Source organism: Burkholderia sp. Bp9031 (assembly GCF_003857965.1).
GTDB classification, from domain to species: domain Bacteria; phylum Pseudomonadota; class Gammaproteobacteria; order Burkholderiales; family Burkholderiaceae; genus Burkholderia; species Burkholderia ambifaria_A.
Genome location: NZ_QTPW01000015.1, coordinates 34,553 through 52,265, shown reverse-complemented (window position 1 = coordinate 52,265; position 17,713 = coordinate 34,553). Strand labels below are relative to the sequence as shown.

At 68.9% G+C, this 17,713-nt stretch carries 15 protein-coding genes; 3 read left to right on the top strand and 12 right to left on the bottom strand.

What is annotated here, in order from left to right; translation table 11 throughout:
* Nucleotides 1-56: 56 nt before the first annotated feature.
* The 4 genes from DIE15_RS20220 to DIE15_RS20205 form a co-directional block, all read right to left on the bottom strand.
* Entirely contained in the window at nucleotides 57-1,148 is a 1,092-nt protein-coding gene (locus DIE15_RS20220) for a porin (protein WP_124834184.1), read from the bottom strand.
* A 155-nt stretch (nucleotides 1,149-1,303) separates the two neighbouring features.
* The gene (locus DIE15_RS20215) at nucleotides 1,304-2,371 is read right to left on the bottom strand and encodes an ABC transporter ATP-binding protein (protein ID WP_057929791.1); all 1,068 of its coding nucleotides are present in this window, start codon (nucleotides 2,369-2,371) and stop codon (nucleotides 1,304-1,306) included.
* Entirely contained in the window at nucleotides 2,364-4,136 is a 1,773-nt protein-coding gene (locus DIE15_RS20210; RefSeq protein ID WP_057929792.1) for an iron ABC transporter permease, read from the bottom strand. Before DIE15_RS20210 ends, DIE15_RS20215 begins: the two co-directional genes overlap by 8 nt.
* A gap of 108 nt (nucleotides 4,137-4,244) precedes the next feature.
* The gene (locus DIE15_RS20205; RefSeq protein WP_124834183.1) at nucleotides 4,245-5,345 is read right to left on the bottom strand and encodes an ABC transporter substrate-binding protein; all 1,101 of its coding nucleotides are present in this window, start codon (nucleotides 5,343-5,345) and stop codon (nucleotides 4,245-4,247) included.
* A gap of 126 nt (nucleotides 5,346-5,471) precedes the next feature.
* On the opposite strand from DIE15_RS20205, the gene DIE15_RS20200 reads away from it, so the two are divergent.
* Nucleotides 5,472-6,146, top strand: a complete 675-nt coding sequence (locus DIE15_RS20200; RefSeq protein WP_057929794.1) for a response regulator — start codon at nucleotides 5,472-5,474, stop codon at nucleotides 6,144-6,146.
* Complete coding sequence (locus DIE15_RS20195) at nucleotides 6,143-7,618, top strand: sensor histidine kinase (protein ID WP_242431958.1); 1,476 nt, start codon at nucleotides 6,143-6,145, stop codon at nucleotides 7,616-7,618. The genes DIE15_RS20200 and DIE15_RS20195 overlap by 4 nt, the downstream gene beginning before the upstream one ends.
* A gap of 71 nt (nucleotides 7,619-7,689) precedes the next feature.
* On the opposite strand, the gene DIE15_RS20190 is transcribed toward DIE15_RS20195, so the two are convergent.
* From DIE15_RS20190 to DIE15_RS20155, 8 genes are all read right to left on the bottom strand, one after another.
* Nucleotides 7,690-8,556 carry an MOSC domain-containing protein gene (locus tag DIE15_RS20190; protein WP_124834182.1) on the bottom strand — a complete coding sequence of 289 codons (867 nt, stop codon included), beginning with the start codon at nucleotides 8,554-8,556 and terminating at the stop codon, nucleotides 7,690-7,692.
* 92 nt (nucleotides 8,557-8,648) lie between these two features.
* Entirely contained in the window at nucleotides 8,649-9,605 is a 957-nt protein-coding gene (locus DIE15_RS20185; RefSeq protein ID WP_124834181.1) for an ABC transporter substrate-binding protein, read from the bottom strand.
* An 89-nt stretch (nucleotides 9,606-9,694) separates the two neighbouring features.
* Complete coding sequence (locus tag DIE15_RS20180) at nucleotides 9,695-10,876, bottom strand: cytochrome c (protein WP_124834180.1); 1,182 nt, start codon at nucleotides 10,874-10,876, stop codon at nucleotides 9,695-9,697.
* A 50-nt stretch (nucleotides 10,877-10,926) separates the two neighbouring features.
* A complete protein-coding gene (locus DIE15_RS20175; RefSeq protein ID WP_057929797.1) occupies nucleotides 10,927-11,739 on the bottom strand; it encodes an ABC transporter ATP-binding protein in 813 nt (270 codons plus the stop codon).
* The gene (locus DIE15_RS20170; protein ID WP_124834179.1) at nucleotides 11,733-12,821 is read right to left on the bottom strand and encodes an ABC transporter permease; all 1,089 of its coding nucleotides are present in this window, start codon (nucleotides 12,819-12,821) and stop codon (nucleotides 11,733-11,735) included. The genes DIE15_RS20175 and DIE15_RS20170 overlap by 7 nt, the downstream gene beginning before the upstream one ends.
* A gap of 4 nt (nucleotides 12,822-12,825) precedes the next feature.
* Nucleotides 12,826-13,860 carry an ABC transporter substrate-binding protein gene (locus tag DIE15_RS20165; RefSeq protein WP_124834178.1) on the bottom strand — a complete coding sequence of 345 codons (1,035 nt, stop codon included), beginning with the start codon at nucleotides 13,858-13,860 and terminating at the stop codon, nucleotides 12,826-12,828.
* 36 nt (nucleotides 13,861-13,896) lie between these two features.
* Nucleotides 13,897-14,742 carry a class II aldolase/adducin family protein gene (locus DIE15_RS20160; RefSeq protein WP_057929799.1) on the bottom strand — a complete coding sequence of 282 codons (846 nt, stop codon included), beginning with the start codon at nucleotides 14,740-14,742 and terminating at the stop codon, nucleotides 13,897-13,899.
* Between the two features lie 21 nt (nucleotides 14,743-14,763).
* Nucleotides 14,764-15,849 carry an LLM class flavin-dependent oxidoreductase gene (locus DIE15_RS20155; RefSeq protein WP_057929800.1) on the bottom strand — a complete coding sequence of 362 codons (1,086 nt, stop codon included), beginning with the start codon at nucleotides 15,847-15,849 and terminating at the stop codon, nucleotides 14,764-14,766.
* Between the two features lie 445 nt (nucleotides 15,850-16,294).
* Here DIE15_RS20155 and DIE15_RS20150 point away from each other — a divergent pair, with 445 nt between their 5' ends.
* Nucleotides 16,295-17,710 (top strand): acyl-CoA dehydrogenase family protein, encoded by a 1,416-nt coding sequence (locus DIE15_RS20150; protein ID WP_244104803.1) that lies wholly within the window; start codon nucleotides 16,295-16,297, stop codon nucleotides 17,708-17,710.
* Nucleotides 17,711-17,713 lie beyond the last annotated feature (3 nt).

Genomic DNA, 17,713 nt, shown 5'->3' with positions numbered 1-17,713 from the left:
CAGCATGGAGGCGGGTGGGCGACGACTCATGCCGCCGCCCGTGCCGCACGTCAGATTCAGAACCGCTGCTGAATCCCCGCCGTCACGCCGACCTGCGTGGTGCCATACCCGTTGAAATCACGCGACACGCCGACCTTCTCCCCATGCTGCGCGATCGCAAACGCGCCGGCCGCATACAGCACCGTACGCTTCGACAGCGCGTATTGCGCGCGCACCGACACCAGCGTCGGATCGGCATCGGTGCCACCCTTGATGTTCTGGTGATAGACGGCCGCGATCATCGAGAACGTCGGCGTGAACTGGTACGAGCCGCCGAGCCAATACATATCGCTCAACTGGTTTGCGGCGCTCGTGTGATACGTGCGCCGATAGTTGCGATAGCCGGCCATTGTCTTCAGATTGCCGAAGTCATAGCTCAGGCCCGCGTGGATGCCCTGGATAGTGTTGACGGTATCGGCCGGCGTGACGCTGTCGGCCGCACCGTTCTGCCGGTCGAACGTGACGACCGCCGCGAACGGGCCGGTTTCGTAGCCGAGTGCGAAGTCGTACTTCGAACTGGTCTTCACGCTGCCGGGCACGTTGCCGAAGCCGTACAGCGCACCGAACTTGAAGCCGCTGAATTCGCCGTCGTAGCGCACGGCGTTCGACGAACGCGTGAAGAGGCCGTCCTTGCGGCCACCGGTCGCCATCGACGACGTCGCCCACGAGTAGTTCTGCGCGTAACCCATCGGGTCGAACGGCAGCATGTAGTCGTAGGTGACGGTGAAGTTGCGGCCGAGCGAGACTTCGCCCCATTTGCCCTTCAGGCCGACCGTCGCGCGGCGCGCGAAGATCGAGTCGGGGCCGTCGTCGAGCGCGCCGTTCGCGAGATCGATCCCGCTTTCGAGGCGGAACACGGCCTTCAGCCCGCCGCCGAGATCCTCGACGCCGCGCAAGCCCCAGCGCGACGTGTTCTTGTTGCCGGATTTCAGCTTGAACGCATTGCCGCCCTCCGGTGCCGCATGGTTCGTGTACTCGATGCCGGCGTCCATGATCCCGTACATCGTGACCGACGACTGCGCGTGCGCGGCGCCTGCCGCGAGGCCGGCTGCGACGGCCGATCCGGTCAGGACGGCGGTGCGAAGGGAACGTTCTGCGCGTGACTTCATTGACGGTGTCTCCTTGGTTCTTGTGGGTTGGGTGAAACGGTTACGCAGCGCGCAGCACGTCACGGCGGACACCGTGAAGCGTCCGCCGAACCTGTGTCGAAACGGGATGCGCGCCTGAATGCATGTGCGGCGGCGCGCCGGCCGCCGCGCCTGGGTCAGCCCGCTTTCGCGAACGCCCAGCAGTCGTTGGTCGGGAATTCGATCCAGTGCTTGCCGGCTGCGCGCGGCACGTGGCCGAACGCGCGCAGGCGCATCTCGCCGCAATGGAACAGGTATTCCCAGCGGTCGCCGAGATACATCGACGTGACGAGATCGGCCTGCAGCCGGTTCGCGCCCGGGCCGTCGGCGACCTGCACGCGTTCGAGGCGGATCACGGCCTGCGCGTCCTGGCCCGGTGCGAAGGTGTCGCGTGCGAGCGCCTGCAGTTCCCAGCCGTCACCGGCAAGCGTCACGCGTTCGCCATCGACGGAAGCGACGCGCGCGTCGATCCGGTTGTTGCTGCCCATGAATTCGGCCGTGTACAGCGAGCGCGGCGCGCCGTACAGCTCGGCCGGCGTGCCTTCCTGTTCGATGCGGCCGTTGCGCAGCAGCAGGATGCGGTCGGACATCGCCATCGCCTCGGTCTGGTCGTGCGTCACGCAGAGCGCGGACAGTCCGAGCGACACGATCAGCTCGCGCAGCCATGCACGCGCCTCTTCACGCAGCTTCGCATCGAGGTTCGACAGCGGCTCGTCGAGCAGGATCACCGGCGGGTTGTAGACGAGTGCGCGTGCAATGGCGACACGCTGCTGCTGGCCGCCCGACAACTGGTGCGGAAAGCGTTCGGCGAGGTGACCGAGGCCGAGCTGGTCGAGCGCGGTCTGCACGCGGCGCTTCTGTTCGGCCGCCGCGACGCGGCGCAGCTTGAGCCCGTAGCCGACGTTGTCGGCGACGGTGCGGTGCGGCCACAGCGCGTACGACTGGAACACGAGGCCGAGCGAGCGCTGCTCGACGGGCAGGTCGACGCGCTGCGCGCCGTCGAAGAACACGCGGTCGTCGAGCTGGATGCGCCCGTCGGACGGCTGTTCGAGGCCGGCCACCGCGCGCAGCAGCGTGGTCTTGCCGCTGCCAGACGCGCCGAGCAGGCATACGACTTCACCGGCCTTCAGTTCGAACGACACGCCCTTGAGGATCGGGTTGGCGCCGTAGCTGAGATGCAGGTCGTCGACGATGAGCTTATCCATGAAGTTTCACTCCGAAGCGCAGGGCCACGCCGAGACCGGCGCCGACCATCGCGATGTTGATGACAGAGAGCGCGGCGACCTGGTCGACGGCGCCGGTCGCCCACAGCGACACGAGCAGCGCGCCGATCACCTCGGTGCCGGGCGACAGCAGATAGACGGCGGTCGAGTATTCGCGCTCGAAGATCATGAAGATCAGGAGCCACGCGGCGAGCAGGCCGAAGCGAACGAGCGGCAGCGTGACGTCGAGCGACACGCGGCTGCGCGTCGCGCCGACGCTGCGGCCGGCTTCCTCGAGCTCCGGGCCGACCTGCAGCAGCGCGCTCTGGATGAGCCGCATCCCGTATGCGAGCCACACGACCGTGTACGCGATCCAGATGCTCCACATCGAGTTCTTCAGCTCGCGCAGGCCCGGGACGAACAGGAAGATCCACAGGAACGCGAGACCGGCGAGCAGGCCCGGCACCGCGCGCGGCAGCAGCACGAGATAGTCGAGCAGCTTGGTCGCCCAGTCGTGGCGGCGGTGGCCGGCGAACGCGACGAGCGAGTAGAAGCCGATCGCGAGCGCGCCGCCGATCACGCCGATGCCGAGCGTGTTGACGATGGCGCGCACGAGGTTGTCCTGCTCGAACAGCTCGACGAAGTTCGACAGCGTCAGCACTTCGGTGAGCGGCACGCCTTCGCCCCAGTTGGTCACGAACGCGCGCAGCACGATGCCGGAGATCGGCACGATCACGGTCAGCACGAGCCACAGCGCGACGATCGCGAGCGCGACCCAGCGCCACACGCCGAGCGGCAGCACGGTCGAGCGGCCGGCCTTGCCCTTCACGGTGACGAAGCGGTTGGCCGTCTTCAGCAGGCGGCGCTGCAGCAGCACGAGCGGGAACGTGATCGCGACGATGCACACCGCGACCGCGGCCATCAGGTGATACGACGGCACGCCGAGCTTGTTGGTCAGCTTGTACAGGTAGGTCGCGAGCACGAGGTGGCCTTCCGGATCGCCCAGCACGAGCGGCAGCCCGAACACCTCGAAGCCGAGGAAGAACACGAGCACGCCGGCGAACAGCAGCGCGGGCATCGTCATCGGCAGGCTCACGTCGAGCGCGACGCGAAACGGGCGGGCACCCGTCACGCGCGCGGCTTCCTCGACGTCCGAGCCGAGGTTGCGCAGTGCGGCCGACGAGTACAGGTACACGTGCGGCACGTGCGTGAGGCCGACGATCACCGTGATCGCGAAGATCGAGTACACGTTCCAGGGCACGTTCTGCACCCCGAACAGTTCCTTGAACCACACCGAGTAGAAGCCGACCGGGCCGGCTGCGACGACGTAGCCGAATGCGAGCACCATCGGCGACACGAACACGGGCGTGAGCAGCAGCGGCTCGAGCCAGCGGCGGCCGGGCAGGTCGGTGCGCACCATCAGGAACGCGAGGATGCCGCCGAGCGGGATCGAGATGAACAGCATCCCGCCGGCGATGATGAACGAGTTCTTCACGGCCAACCAGAAGTCCGGATCGGTGAAGATGAAGCGGAAGCCTTCGACGCCGAGCGTCTTGTTCGCGTCGAAGAACGGTGCGGACAGCAGGCTCTGGAACAGGATGAAGCCGAGCGGCAGCGCGACCGCGACGGTCAGCACCGCGACGACGATCCAGCGCAGCATGCCGGCGAGCGGCTGCAGGCCGTTGGCCGGCAGCGCGGGGATCGCGCCGCCCGGGTCGGTGGTGGGCGGAACGGCCGGCGCCGTTGCCCGTGTGCTGGTTGAAAGCATGAGTTCACCCCTGCGGCCATCCGGATGGCCGCCTCTAGGAAATCGGTAAGGGGAAAGGGCCACCCGCGCGACGTGCGGCGGGCGGCCCGCGGTCAGCGGGTCAGCAGATCAGCGCTTGATTGCCTGCTGCCATTGCTTCAGGAACGCGAGCCGCTTCGACTGGTCGAGATAGACGAGCAGGCCGGTGCCGATCGGGATCGGCTTCAGCGAATCGCCGAGTTCCTTCGTGAGGCTCGCGGCCGAGGTTTCGCCGGTCACGTCGGTGCGGATCGCGTACAGGTTCGCCTGGTTCGCGATCAGCGTCTGGCCGCGCTTCGACAGCAGGTAGTCGACCCACAGCTTCGCGGCGTTCGGGTTCTTCGCCTTCTTCGAGATCGTGGCCAGGCGGCTCACGACCTGCGTGTAGTCCTTCGGAAACACGTAGCCGATCGACTTGTCCTTCTTCGCCTTCGCGTACGCGTACGAGCCGATGATGTTGTAGCCGATCAGGTTCTCGCCCGACGAAATCCGCTCCATCATCGCGCCGGTGCTCGACTGCAGCTTCGGGCCGGTCGTGCCGATCGCCTTCACGAGCTCCCACGTGACCTTCTCGTTCACGTGCGCGTCCTGCGTCAGGTAGTTGAAGCCGACGCCCGACTTCTCGATGTCGTAGGTCGTGACCTTGCCCTTGAACTTGTCGGCTTGCGTGGTGAGCAGCTTGATCAGGTCGGCGCGCGTCTTCGGCACCTCGTTCTCGGGGATCAGGCGCTTGTTGTAGACGATCGCGAGCGGCTCGAACGTCGTGCCGTATGCCTGCTTCTGGTATTGCGCCCATTGCGGCACGTTCGGGCTCTCGGGCGAATCGTACGACGCCATCAGGCCGTCGTTGACGAGCTTGACCTGCAGGTCCATCGCCGAGCTCCACAGCACGTCGGCGCTGGTGCTGCTGGCCGCGTTCTCGCTGATGTAGCGGTTGTACAGCTCGGTGCTGTTCATGTCGTTGTACTCGACCTTCACGCCGTACAGGCTTTCGAAGTCCTTGATCAGCGGACGCACGAGGCCCGTGTCGGTGGTCGAGTAGACGATCAGCTTGCCTTCCTTCTTCGCGGTGCCGACGACACCCTGGTAGTTACCCGGATATCCTGCCGGAACCTGCGCGATGGCGGCGCCGGTGGCGGTGCCCAGGACGATCGCCAGCGCGGCGGCGAGCTGCTTCGGTGCAAACGGCATTGTCTTCCTCCAGTGATGCGTGTGTGTTGTTCGAGTGAGGCGGATGTTAATTGCGAGGCACTTTCAGCCCGCTTTCATTTCGGTTCACAATAGCGTCCTTTGTGTCATGGATTTCCCGAGGTCCCCATGCGTGTGCTGCTCGTCGAAGACAACCCGAACCTGGCGCAGTCGTTGAACGACGCGCTGAGCGCCGCGCGCTTCGCGGTCGATCACATGGCGGACGGGGAGGCGGCGGATCACGTGCTGCGCACGCAGGACTACGCGCTGGTGATCCTCGATCTCGGGCTGCCGAAGCTCGACGGGCTCGAGGTGCTGCGGCGGCTGCGCGCGCGCCGCAATCCGGTGCCGGTGCTGATCCTCACCGCGCACGGCTCGGTCGAGGACCGCGTGAAGGGGCTCGATCTCGGCGCCGACGATTACCTGGCGAAACCGTTCGAGCTGACCGAGCTGGAGGCGCGCGCCCGCGCGCTGATCCGGCGCAGCCTCGGCCACGAGCATGCGCGGGTCGAATGCGGGCCGCTTTCGTATGACAGTATCGACCGCAGCTTCCACCTCGCCGGCGAAGCGCTGCCGCTCACACCGCGCGAGCGCTCGGTGCTGGAGGTGCTGATCCTGCGCAACGGCCGCGCGATCAACAAGGAGACGTTGTCGGAGAAGATCTTCGGGCTCGACGAGTCGGTCAACGCGGATGCGATCGAGATCTACGTGTACCGGCTGCGCAAGAAGCTGGAGAACACCGGCGTCGCGATCGTCACGCTGCGCGGGCTCGGGTATCTGCTCGAGGCGAAGGCGGTCGGATGAACCACCCCGACGCTCACCTGCGTGCGCTGCCCCCGGAGGGCGCGCAAGCCCACCTCGGGGCGGCCCGGCGGCGGGCGTGGCACCGCCCGAACCTGCGCACGCAGGTCGCGCTGTGGCTGCTGCTGCCGCTGCTCGGGCTGCTCGCGCTCGACTCGTGGCTCACGTATCAGCGCGCGATGAGCGCCGCGCACGTGGCGTTCGACCGCACGCTGTCGTCGTCGCTGAAGTCGATCCGCGAAGGCGTTCGCCTCACCGAGGGCGAGATCGAGGTCGACCTGCCGTATCTCGCGCTCGAGATGTTCGAATCGGGCGACGGCGGCAAGATCTACTACCTGATCCGCGAGGACAACGGCCGCACGATCACCGGCTATCCGGACCTGCCGCTGCCGCAGGGCGACGGCGCGCTGTTCGTCACGCGCTACTACGATGTCGTCTATCGCGGCGATCAGTTGCGCATGGCCGCGCTGCGCGTGCCGGTGCACGACGTGCCGACCGCGCAAACGCGCATCGTATGGGTGATGGTCGGGGAGACGATCGAGGCGCGCCAGGCGCTCGCGCGCGAGATCCTGATGGGCTCGCTGCTGCAGGAAGGGCTGCTCGTCGTGCTCGCGCTCGGGATCGTCTGGCTCGGCGTCGGGCGCGGGCTGCGGCCGCTGAACCGGCTGTCGGCGACGGTCGCCGCGCGCAGCGACGGCGATCCGACGCCGCTCGACACCGGCGGCATGCCGAGCGAGCTCGCGCCGCTCGTCGAGTCGATCAACCAGTACATCGGCCGCACGCAGCGGATGCAGGTCGCGCGGCGGCGTTTCTTCGCGGATGCGGCCCATCAGTTGAAGACGCCGCTCGCGGCCGTGCAGGCCGGCGTCGAGCTGGCGTTGCGCCCGGACGAGCAGCCGCGCGTGAACGTGCATCTGCGGCGCGTGAACGGCGCGGTGCGGCAGGCGGCGAAAATTGTCCAGCAACTGCTGTCGCTGTCGCGGCTCGATTCGGACAGCGGCCATGCAATCGCGCACCAGCCGGTCGCGCTGCAGCGGCTCGCGCGCAGCGTGACGCTCGACTGGTCGCCTGTCGCCCGTTCGCGTGACATCGACCTGGGTTTCGAGCACGAGGCCGATGTCGACGTGCTCGGGCAGCCGGACCTGCTCGGCGAAATGATCGGCAATCTGATCGACAACGCGATTCGCTACTCGGGCGATCGCGCGGTGATCACGGTGCGCGTGTCGCGCGACGGCGAGCATGCGCGCCTCGACGTGATCGACAACGGGCCGGGCATTCCGGCTGACGAGCGCGACGCCGTGTTCGAGCGTTTCCATCGCGGCAGCAAGACGCAGACGGTCGAAGGCACGGGGCTCGGACTGTCGATCGTGCGGGAGATCGCGCGCGTGCATCAGGGCAGCGTGACGCTAGCCGATGCGGCGGGCGGCGGATTGATCGTGGCGGTGAGGCTGCCGGCGGTTCAGGCGGCGCGGTAGAAGAGGCGCCGCGTGCAAAGCAGTCGCGGCGAATGGCGGCGACTCACACGACGCGTCGTCCGCCGCAACCCTCAGTCGCCGAACCCGATCTCCGCTTCGACGGACTGCCCGACCTTGAGCCACGCACCCGCGCCTTCGACGACGATCGCATTGATGCCGAACGTCAGCGCATTGTCATAGTTCGGATTCGCGCGATAGGTCTGCATCGTGTCGGTCGGCTCGTGCGGCCAGTCCGGGTTCGGCGTACCGGTGACCTGGTCGATCGTCGGCATCGGGCAGCGCGTGCACAGCTTCACGAGGCGCAGGCGCACGGGCGTCTCGCCGTCGGCGTCGAGATGCTCGACGAAATCCTCTTCATACGCATCGAGATCCGACACGACGATGTTCGGGCGGAAGCGGTTCATCGGGATCGCCGGCGCGCCTTTCGCGACGAGCTTCGCGTTCAGGTCGTCGAGCGACGACTGGCCGATCACGAGCAGCGGATAGCCGTCCGCGAACTGCGTGTGCGTGTCGATGTCACCGGTCCATTTGCGGTTGCAGCCGCGACGCGCGTCGGCGCTGAAGCGCGCGAGCTTCAACGGCGTGCCGAGGAATTCGGTGAGCCACGTGGCGGTGTCGGCGCCCGTGTCGATCGCGTCGACGGTGTCGCGCCAGACGGTCGCGGCCATCTTCGGCGTGGCGGGCGTCGCGTCGCCGTCGAGCGGCGTGCGGATCTCGGGCATGCCCGGCGCGTTCAGCACGAGCGCATCGCTGTCGAGCGCGGTGCGGATCAGCGCGAGGCGCGGGTGCGTGCGCTGCGTGATCATCATCCCGTCCGGGGTGGTGATCAGCCAGTGGCGATCGTATGCGAGGCCCGTTTCGAGCAGTTGCGCGCGCGACAGCGCGATGCCGGCGCAGGACTTGATCGGGTAGATGAAGAGTTCGGAGATGGCTGGCATGACGCTGGCTGACAAAGGCGGGATGGTCGAATCGCGATTGTGCCAGATCGTGCGAAAGCCGTTCGGGCGGTCGTACGCCGCCGCGCGGCCGGTCACGCGAGCGCGAAGCCGAGGTCGAAGGTCGCGCGCATGTCGAGCGGCTGGCGCAGCAGCCCCGCCTTCAGGTAGAAGTCGGCCGTGCGCTGCTGACCGGCGATTACCGTCGCGTCGATCGGTAGCCAGCGCGTGTTGCGGCGCTCGAACTGCAGCTTCGCGGCCGCCGACGGGATGCCGATGATGCGCGCAAGTGCCGCGGAATACGCGTCGACGTGCCGGTACGACCAGACCTGCGCGCGCACGACGCGTTGCAGGAAGTCGTGCAGTACGTCGCGCTTCGACGCGATCGCAGCGTCGGTCGCCGCGACGTAGCTCAAGCCCGACCACAGGCCCCGACCGTTGACCAGCACGCGCGCGCGACCGCTCGTTTCGGCGAGGGCGGTATAGGGCTCCCACGTCGCCCACGCGTCGATCGAACCGGTTGCGAGCGCAAGCATCGTGTCGGCCGGCGGCAGGAAGCGGAACGATACGGCATCGGGCGGCAGGCCGGCCGCGTCGAGCGCCTTCAGCGTGACGAAATGGCCGATCGAGCCGCGCGTGGTGCCGATGCGCTTGCCTTTCAGGTCGGCGGCGCCTTGCAGCGTGGCGTCCGGCCGCACGAGCACGGCGGTGCCGTACGGGTCGGAGCGGTTCGCGCCGATCACCTTGATGCGGGCGCCCGACGCGAGCGCGAAGATCACCGGCGCGTCGCCGATCGGTCCGCAGTCGACGGCCGCCGCGTTCAGCGCTTCGGCCAGCGGCGCGGCGGCCGGGAATTCGGTCCACGCGATGTCGTACGCGAGGCCGTTCAGTTCACCGGCCGCTTCGAGCAGCGCGCGCAGCCCGCCTTTCTGGTCGCCGGCCCGCAGCAGCGGCCGCGCGCCCGATTGCGCATGGAGTGCGGCCGGAGCGGCGGTGATGGCGGCGGCGAGGGTGCCTGCTTGTGCGAGGAAGTGGCGTCGGGTCGGATTCATCGTGAAGTTCGGTCGAGCGGGGAAACGGTTCGGGGATTCAGTTCGGAGATTCAGTGCGGAGATTCAGTGCGGAGATTCAGTGCGGAGATTCAGTGCGGAAGCCCGGCCTGCACGTCGCGCACGGGTTCGGCATCCACGCGCAGCAGCAGCGCGGTCAGCGGATCGACGTTCGGGGTCGCAGCCGACGGTCGCGCGGCGGCATCCGAGCGGCACAGCAGGTCGGATGCCGACCAGCCCGCGCTGCCCGGCAACGCGCGCGCCCGCAGCCAGCCGCGCCGGTCGGCGAGCAGTTGCGTGCCGCCGAACGTAGCGGGCGGCACGCCCGCGATCGTCGCGAACGCGTGCCATGCATCGGGCGTCGATGCGACACAGTTCGCGCGCGGGCCGGTGGCCCGCAGTGCAAGCGTGTCGTCGGCAACGACGAGCAGCGTCTGCCAGCGCGGGTCTTCCTGCGGCGGCGTGCCGCCCGGCGCGAGCGCGACGACGCGCACGCGCTGGCCTTCGCGCCAGCGCTCGAGCGGTTGCGGCGTGGCGTTGCCGCAGCGCACGTCGAGCGCCGGCAGCGGAACGGGCACGGGCCACGCGCCTTCCGCCCGCGCGCCGCTGCCGGCCGACAGCGCTTTCAGGTAATCGAGCACGGCCCATGTGTCGGCCGGGCCGAGCGTCGCGGCAAAGCCCGGCATCGATGCCGCGCCGCGTGCGTCGCGCGTGCCGTGCCGCACGCGCCAGTACAGTTCGCCGTCGAGCCGCCGGGCGAGCAGCGCGCCCGCGAAGGTCGGCGGCCAGTGCGCGAGCGTCGCGGCGAGCGGCCCTTCGCCGCGGCCGTCCGCGCCGTGACAGGCCGCGCAATGCTGCGCATACAGGTGCGCGCCGCGCATCACGTTCGCGACGGAAAACGGCACGGGGCTGCGCTGGAAACTGGTGGGCACCGCAGGCGCGAGCCACAGCGACGCCGGCGGCCACGGCGCGAACCACGCCACGGCCAGCGCGGCGATTGCCGATGCGGCACGCCACTTGCGCGACACGAGTGCGATGCAGCCGAGCGCCACGGCGAGCGCGGTCGCCGTGCCCGCGAACGCGAGCTGGCGCGTGAGTCCCGCATCGATGCGCAGCGTTTCGAGCGCGATCCGGTGCGCCCAGGGCCACGTGGCCTGTCCGTCGGCATCGCCGGTCAGGCCGGCCGCATGCAGCATGCGTGCGAACGCGATCTGCGCGCGATAGAGCAGTTGCAGGAACAGGCGCGCCCAGTCGGCGAACGGCGGCGCGTTCATCGGCGCGGTCCTTGCCGCGCACCGGCCATCCTGCGAAGGGAACCGCGCATCTACCAGCTCGCATCGAGCCCGAGATGCCGCAGCGCTTCATGGCGCAGCCCGGCGAGACGCGGGTCGCCGCGATGGCGCGGATAGGGCAGGTCGACGCGCAGTTCCGCGACGATGCGTGCAGGGCGCGGCCCGAACACGATCACGCGCTGCGCGAGAAACAGCGCTTCCTCGACATCGTGCGTGACGAGCAGCGCGGAGAATCCGTCGCGTTGCCACAGCGCGGTCAGCTCGGCCTGCATCGTCAACCGCGTCAGCGAATCGAGCTTGCCGAGCGGTTCGTCGAGGATCAGCAGGCGCGGATCGTTGACGAGCGCGCGGGCGAGCGCGACACGCTGCGCCATCCCGCCCGACAGCTGATGCGGAAACACGTTCGAGAATTCCTGCAGCCCGACGCGCGCGAGCGCATCGTCGACGCGATGCTGCGCGGTGCGTGCCACGCCGCGCGCTTCGAGGCCAAGCGCGACGTTCGCGCGCACGCGGCGCCACGGGTAGAGCGTCGGATCCTGGAACACGACGATGCGCGACGGATCGGGCCGTTCGATCGGCGCGCCGTCCTGCGCAATCGTGCCTTGCCGCGCGGCGTCGAGGCCCGCGACGAGCCGCAGCAGCGTCGATTTTCCGCAGCCGCTCGGGCCGAGCAGCGCGACGAATTCGCCGGCCGCGACCGACAGCGTGACGTCGTCGAGCACCGGCAGCGGGCCGCCGGGGCCGTCGAACGCATGGCTCACGCGGCGGATGTCGATGCGCGCGCCGCGCGGCGGCGTGGCGGGGGGCGTGGCAACGGACGGTTCGAGAACGGCGGTGCTTACCATTTGACGGTTCCTTTCTGCCACGCGAGCACACGGTCGCGCACGGCGAACAGCAGCGCGATCAACCCGGAAAACAGCAGCGCCATCACGATCAGCGCCGCATACATGTTCACGTACGATGCCCAGCCCTGCGCCCAGCTCAGGTACCAGCCGAGTCCCGACTTGACGCCCATCATCTCGGCGACGACGAGCACCGTGAACGACGCGCTCAACCCCATGAAGATGCCGACGAACACGTGCGGCAGCGCGGCCGGAATCGCGACGCGCAACACCAGGAACCGCGCGTTCGCGCCGAGCGTGCGCGCGACGTCGTAGTACTGCCGGTTCACGCTCGCGACGCCCGACCACGTCAGCACCGCGACCGGGAAGCCGGTCGACAGTGCGATCAGGAACGCCGCCGCCGAGTAGCTCGTCGGAAAGAAGTAGAACGTGAGCGGCAGCAGCGCGGTGGCCGGCACGGGGCCGAGCACGCGCAGCACCGGATGCACCCAGTAGCCGATGCGGCGCGACCAGCCGATCGACACGCCGACCGCGAACCCGACCGCGACGCCGTACGCAAACCCGAGCGCGAGCAGCTTCAGCGTATTGCCGGCGCTGCCGGCGAGGCGCGGCCAGTCGTCGACGTAGACCTCGATCAGCGCCTGCGGCGGCGCGAAGAACGGCGTCGGCAGCCAGCCGGTCTTCGCGGTGACGATTTCCCACGCGGCGAGCACGAGCGGCAGCGCGACGAGCCACGGGCCGGCCGCGCGCACGCGGGCGAGCCGTGCGCGCGTGGCCGGCACGCGATGGCCGAGCGTCGCCGCGATCAGCAGCAGCGCGGCGATGCTCCACGCGGCGGTGCCGAACGTGTCGGTGTACGCCCAGTCGGTGAAGCCGACGACGCGGTTCGGCCACAGATGCGTGATCGCGCCGAGCACGGCCCACGCAAGCGCCGCGGCGACGCCGGTCGGCCAGGTGCGCGCACGGCGGGCTTGGGCCGCGAGCGTCGCGTCGCAAGCCGTGCAGGCGGCACGGGGCGTAGCGGCAGCAGTGGCGGCCGGGGCCGACGCGGTGCGGGCGGTGGACGTGTGTTCGATCGTCGACATCGCGTCACCCCAGCACGTTCGCATAGACCTGCTGCGCGAAGCGCTGCGGGTCGGTGCTCTTCTTCAGCACGTTGATCTGGCGGAAATCGTCCGCATAGAACGCGATTTCCTGCTGCAGGTCGACGTTGGTCGGGTGGTGCGTATAGGTCAGCGTCGCGTACAGCTTGCGCAGGTCGTCCGGGCTGATCTTCGGTGAATACTTCGCGAACGCCTTCGCGGCTTCGTTCGGGTTGTCGTGCGTGTACTCGGTGGCCTGCACGATCGAGCGCGCGAGCGCGGCGGCCGCCGGCCGGTCGTTGCGCACGAGGTCGCCGCGCGCGCCGATCACGCAGCACACCTTGCGCGCGTATTCGCCGGACAGGTTCGTCGCGAGTTCGGTATACGCGCCGTTGCTGCGTTTCTCGAGCAGGTAGAGGTTCGGGTCGCCGTCGGCGATCGCCTGGATCTCGCCCTTGTCGACCGCGACGCCGAGCAGGTCGGCCGGATACTGCCGCCATGTGATGTCGCGCTCGGGATCGATGCCGTTCTTCGCGAGCAGGATCGAGAAGAAGTGCTTGCCGGGCGCGGCGAGATCGCTGACGCCGACCGTCTTGCCCTTCAGCGCCTGCAGCGTCGTGACGCCGGCCGTCTTCGCGCCGACGAGCCGCACGCAGCCGCCGTGCGAGCTGCCGATGATCTTCACGTCGAAGCCGGCTTCGAGCGGCTTCAGCCACCGGTGGATCATCCCGACCGCCGCGTCGGCCTTGCCGGTCGCGATCGATTCGAGCAACTGGTCGGTCGATCCGCTGTAGTTGATCAGCTCGACCTTCAGCCCGTTCTTCTCGAAGAAGCCGTGCTCCTGCGCGACGACGATCGGCGTCAGGCAGAACGCGTTCTGATTCCACGCGAACGTGAGCTTCTTCAGCGGCGGCGCGGACCAGGCCTTGCGGCCGAGCGTGATCGCCGGCGCGGCGAGCGCGGCGGCGCCGGCCGCGCGCAGCAGCCGGCGGCGCTTGTCGTCAGGGGCGCCGGTCGGCGCGGGTGCGGTGGTTTCGGTCATCGTGTGGTCTCCGGTTCCGGTCGTGCGGAAGGGCGCTCAGTCGAGCAGGTCGGGTTCGTCGGCGACGACGCGCGCGAACAGGCTGTCGAACGCATGCAATGCGCCCTCGGGGCCGCCAATCTGGCCGTGCGTGTGCTGCGCGGTCGCGTGATCGATCGGTTGCGGCGTGCCGGCCGCTTCGGCCAGCAATTGCGTGTGCGCCGCATTGTCGAGTGCGATGTACCACCACGCGGCGGCCTCGACCGTCGGGCCGGCCGTCAGGATTCCGTGGTTCTTCAGGATCACGCCCTTGTGCGTGGTGCCGTCGGGCTTTGCGAGCGCATGCGCGATTCGCGCGCCTTCGCTCGTATCGACGACCATGCCCGTGAAGTCGTCGAACAGCGCGTGGTCCTCGTAGAACACGCACGCGTCCTGCGTCAGCGGATCGAGCGGGCGGCCGAGCGTCGACCATGCCTTGCCGTAGGTCGAATGCGTATGCGCGGCCGCGACGATGTGCGGATGCGCATCGTGAATCGCCGCATGGATCGCGAACGCGGCCTTGTTCAGCGGCCGGTCGCCGATCGCGGTTTCGCCGCGCGCGTTGACGAGCAGCAGGTCCGACACCCTGATCCGCGAGAAATGCACGCCGAGCGGATTCACCCAGAAGTGGTCGGGCAGTTCCGGATCGCGCGCGGTGATGTGGCCGGCGAGGCCCGATGCGAAGCCAAAGCGCGCGAACAGGCGGAACGCGGCCGCGAGCCGCTCCTGCCGGTGGCGACGCTCGGCGGCGACGTCGACGCGCGGCGCGGGCGGATCGAACCAGAAATGCTGGCGCGGCGTATCGGCGAGTACGAGACCCGACGCGGTGCGCGCGGGCAAGGACGAGGACAGGACGGCGGACATGATCGGCGGCTCCCCTTCGCGTCAGGCGGCACGGCGCGCCGCGTCGCGTGCCGCGACGGCGCTGCGTACGCGCGGAATCAGTTCACGGCCATAGTCGATCGCGTCTTCCAGCGGATCGAAACCGCGAATCAGGAACGTCGTCACGCCGAGGTCGTAGTAGTCGAGCAGCGCGTCGGCGACCTGTTCGGGCGTGCCGACCAGCGCGGTCGAATTCGAGCGCGCGCCGGTGAGTTTCGCGATCTCGGTCCACAGCCGCTTGTCGACGCGCGAGCCGCGTTCGGCCGCGGCAAGCAGGCGCCGCGCGCCTTCGCTCTGCTGCGGGCCGCCGGTGCCGAGGCCGGCCGCTTCCCGCAGCCGGCGCGTTTCGTCGAGGATCCGGTGTGCGCGCGCCCACGCTTCGTCCTCGGTCGCCGCGAGGATCGGCCGGAACGACACGGAGAAGCGCACCTGCCGTCCGTGCTGCGCAGCTTCGGCGCGCACGCGCGTCGTCAGGTCGCGGACCTGGTCGAGCGATTCGCCCCACAGCGCATAGACGTCCGCGTGCTTGCCGGCGACTTCCAGCGCCGCTTCCGATGCGCCGCCGAAGTAGATCGGCACGTGCGGCCGCTGGAACGGCTTCACTTCCGAAAAGCCCTGCTTGAAGCGGTAGTGCGCGCCGTCGTGGTCGAACGGCTGCGTTTCGGTCCAGATGCGTCGCAGGATGCCGAGGTATTCGTCGGTGCGTGCATAGCGCGCGTCGTGATCGAGGAAATCGCCGTCGCGCTGCTGCTCGCTGTCCGAGCCGCCGGAGATGAAGTGCACGGCGAGCCGGCCGCGGCTGAACTGGTCGAGCGTCGCGATTTGCCGAGCGGCGAGCGTCGGCGCGGTGAATCCCGGGCGATGCGCGAGCATGAAATGGATGCGTTCGGTCGCGGCCGCTGCGAACGCGATCGTCAGCGTCGCCGACGGGCCGGTCGAGTGGTGCGGGACGAGGATCCGGTCGAAGCCGGCCGTTTCGTGGGCACGTGCGAAGTCGCGCACGTAGTCGGGGTCGACGACGGGGCCGGCAGGCGGATGGATTTCCGACTGCTTCTGGCTCTGGATCATGCCGATGAATTCGACGCTCATCTGGGTCTCCGATGCAAGGACGGCCCGACACGGCTAGCGACGGCCGGCAGGGGCGGGGATGGAGCGCAGATTACCGTCGGGATCATGCGGAATGGAAATAATCAATCCCGATTTGAATATCAGATTTGCATGGTTTGGGTGCGTGTGCGTTGCGCATACGCTGTGGGCTCGAGATCGGATCGAAAGGGCGCCGCCCGAGTGTTCGCGGGGCTTGTGCGCGTGACAGGAACCGGATCGGCATGCGATTCGCGGCCGATTCGAATGCGGATGCATGCACGACACATGCTCACGATCATGTCCGCGAATCTACGGCCGGCCGCTGCCGGCTTCACCAGCCGCTGCCGGCTTCACCAGCCGCCGCGCCAGTTGCCGATCGATCTCCGCTGTTACCGCTATTACGTTACCCAGACACCCAGCTACCCAGTCACCGAGGGAATCCGTACCGATGTCCGCCAGCCTTGCCGCTTCCTCGCCGCTGCCGCCGCAGTCGTCGCTGCGTCACCTGCCTGCCGACGACGCACGCGTTGCCGCGCTGCTCGAGCGTCTCGCGCCCGAACTCGCCGCCGACGCGGCGCGCAACGATGTCGACGGTCGCTTTCCGCACGAGAACTTCGCGCGCCTGCATCGCGCCGGGCTGATCGCGCAGGTCGTGCCGCGCGAGCATGGCGGCGCGGGTGCGACGCTCGCGCAGGCGAGCCGCATCGTGGCCGCGGTCGCGCGCGCCGATCCCGCAACCGCGCTGGTGCTGACGATGACGTATCTGCAGCATCGCGCGCTCGGCCGAGCGGACAACCACTGGCCCGCGCGTCTGCGGCGTGCGGTGTTCGACAGTGCGGTCGACGAAGGCGCGCTGATCAATGCGCTGCGCGTCGAGCCGGCGCTCGGGTCGCCGTCGCGCGGCGGCCTGCCCGAAACGGTTGCGCGTCGCGACGGCGACGGCTGGCGGTTGTCAGGTCACAAGCTGTACAGCACCGGCATCCCGGCGCTGCGCTGGCTGGCCGTGTGGGCCCGCACCGACGAGCGCGAGCCGCGTGTCGGCGTGTTCCTCGTGCGGCGCGAGCGCGACGCGGAGGACGATGCGCGCATTCGCGTGATCGAAAGCTGGAATCACCTGGGCCTGCGCGCATCGGGCAGCCACGAGGTCGTGTTCGACGACGTGCGGCTGCCCGCCGATCATGCGGTGGACGTGCGCGCGCCCGATGCGTGGGCCGTGTCGGCCGCGAGTCATGCGGATGTCGACGCGCAGGCCGACCAGCAGGCCTGGATGGTCGCGCTGCTCGGCAGTCTCTACGATGCGGTGGCGCGCGCGTCGCGCGACTGGCTGCTCGATTTCGCGACGACGCGCGCGCCGAGCGGGCTCGGTGCGCCGCTCGCGACGCTGCCGCGCGTGCAGGAGGCCGTCGGCGAGATCGAAGGGTGGCTGCACACGAACCGCGTGCTGCTCGACGCGCACATCGCGCGCACCGATGCGAACGATGCGCCGGCGGTGACGACGAGCGGCCTCGTCAAGCGGGCCGTGACGGAACAGGCGATCCGCACGGTCGAGCACGCGTTGAAGCTGTCGGGCAATCACGGACTGAGCCGCCATAATCCGCTCGAACGTCACTATCGCGACGTGCTGTGCAGCCGCGTGCATACGCCGCAGGACGATGCGATCGCGGTGGCGGCCGGACGCGCGGCGCTCGAGGCTGCGGCGCGAAACGCAACGATGAACATGGACGCTGGGAGAACGTCACGCGACGCGCCCGCGCGAACCGCAACCGCAACCGCAACCGCAACCGCAACCGCAACCGCAACCGCGAACGCGGAGACGGCCCGGACGTCGCACGATGCGCCGGCACCCGATCGAAACGATGCGTGAGCC

Bases quoted from the DNA above. Each gene is read 5' to 3' on its own strand.
- DIE15_RS20220 (WP_124834184.1), bottom strand. From the start codon at position 1,148: ATGAAGTCACGCGCAGAACGTTCCCTTCGCACCGCCGTCCTGACCGGA.
- DIE15_RS20215 (WP_057929791.1), bottom strand. From the start codon at position 2,371: ATGGATAAGCTCATCGTCGACGACCTGCATCTCAGCTACGGCGCCAAC.
- DIE15_RS20210 (WP_057929792.1), bottom strand. From the start codon at position 4,136: ATGCTTTCAACCAGCACACGGGCAACGGCGCCGGCCGTTCCGCCCACC.
- DIE15_RS20205 (WP_124834183.1), bottom strand. From the start codon at position 5,345: ATGCCGTTTGCACCGAAGCAGCTCGCCGCCGCGCTGGCGATCGTCCTG.
- DIE15_RS20200 (WP_057929794.1), top strand. From the start codon at position 5,472: ATGCGTGTGCTGCTCGTCGAAGACAACCCGAACCTGGCGCAGTCGTTG.
- DIE15_RS20195 (WP_242431958.1), top strand. From the start codon at position 6,143: ATGAACCACCCCGACGCTCACCTGCGTGCGCTGCCCCCGGAGGGCGCG.
- DIE15_RS20190 (WP_124834182.1), bottom strand. From the start codon at position 8,556: ATGCCAGCCATCTCCGAACTCTTCATCTACCCGATCAAGTCCTGCGCC.
- DIE15_RS20185 (WP_124834181.1), bottom strand. From the start codon at position 9,605: ATGAATCCGACCCGACGCCACTTCCTCGCACAAGCAGGCACCCTCGCC.
- DIE15_RS20180 (WP_124834180.1), bottom strand. From the start codon at position 10,876: ATGAACGCGCCGCCGTTCGCCGACTGGGCGCGCCTGTTCCTGCAACTG.
- DIE15_RS20175 (WP_057929797.1), bottom strand. From the start codon at position 11,739: ATGGTAAGCACCGCCGTTCTCGAACCGTCCGTTGCCACGCCCCCCGCC.
- DIE15_RS20170 (WP_124834179.1), bottom strand. From the start codon at position 12,821: ATGTCGACGATCGAACACACGTCCACCGCCCGCACCGCGTCGGCCCCG.
- DIE15_RS20165 (WP_124834178.1), bottom strand. From the start codon at position 13,860: ATGACCGAAACCACCGCACCCGCGCCGACCGGCGCCCCTGACGACAAG.
- DIE15_RS20160 (WP_057929799.1), bottom strand. From the start codon at position 14,742: ATGTCCGCCGTCCTGTCCTCGTCCTTGCCCGCGCGCACCGCGTCGGGT.
- DIE15_RS20155 (WP_057929800.1), bottom strand. From the start codon at position 15,849: ATGAGCGTCGAATTCATCGGCATGATCCAGAGCCAGAAGCAGTCGGAA.
- DIE15_RS20150 (WP_244104803.1), top strand. From the start codon at position 16,295: ATGTCCGCCAGCCTTGCCGCTTCCTCGCCGCTGCCGCCGCAGTCGTCG.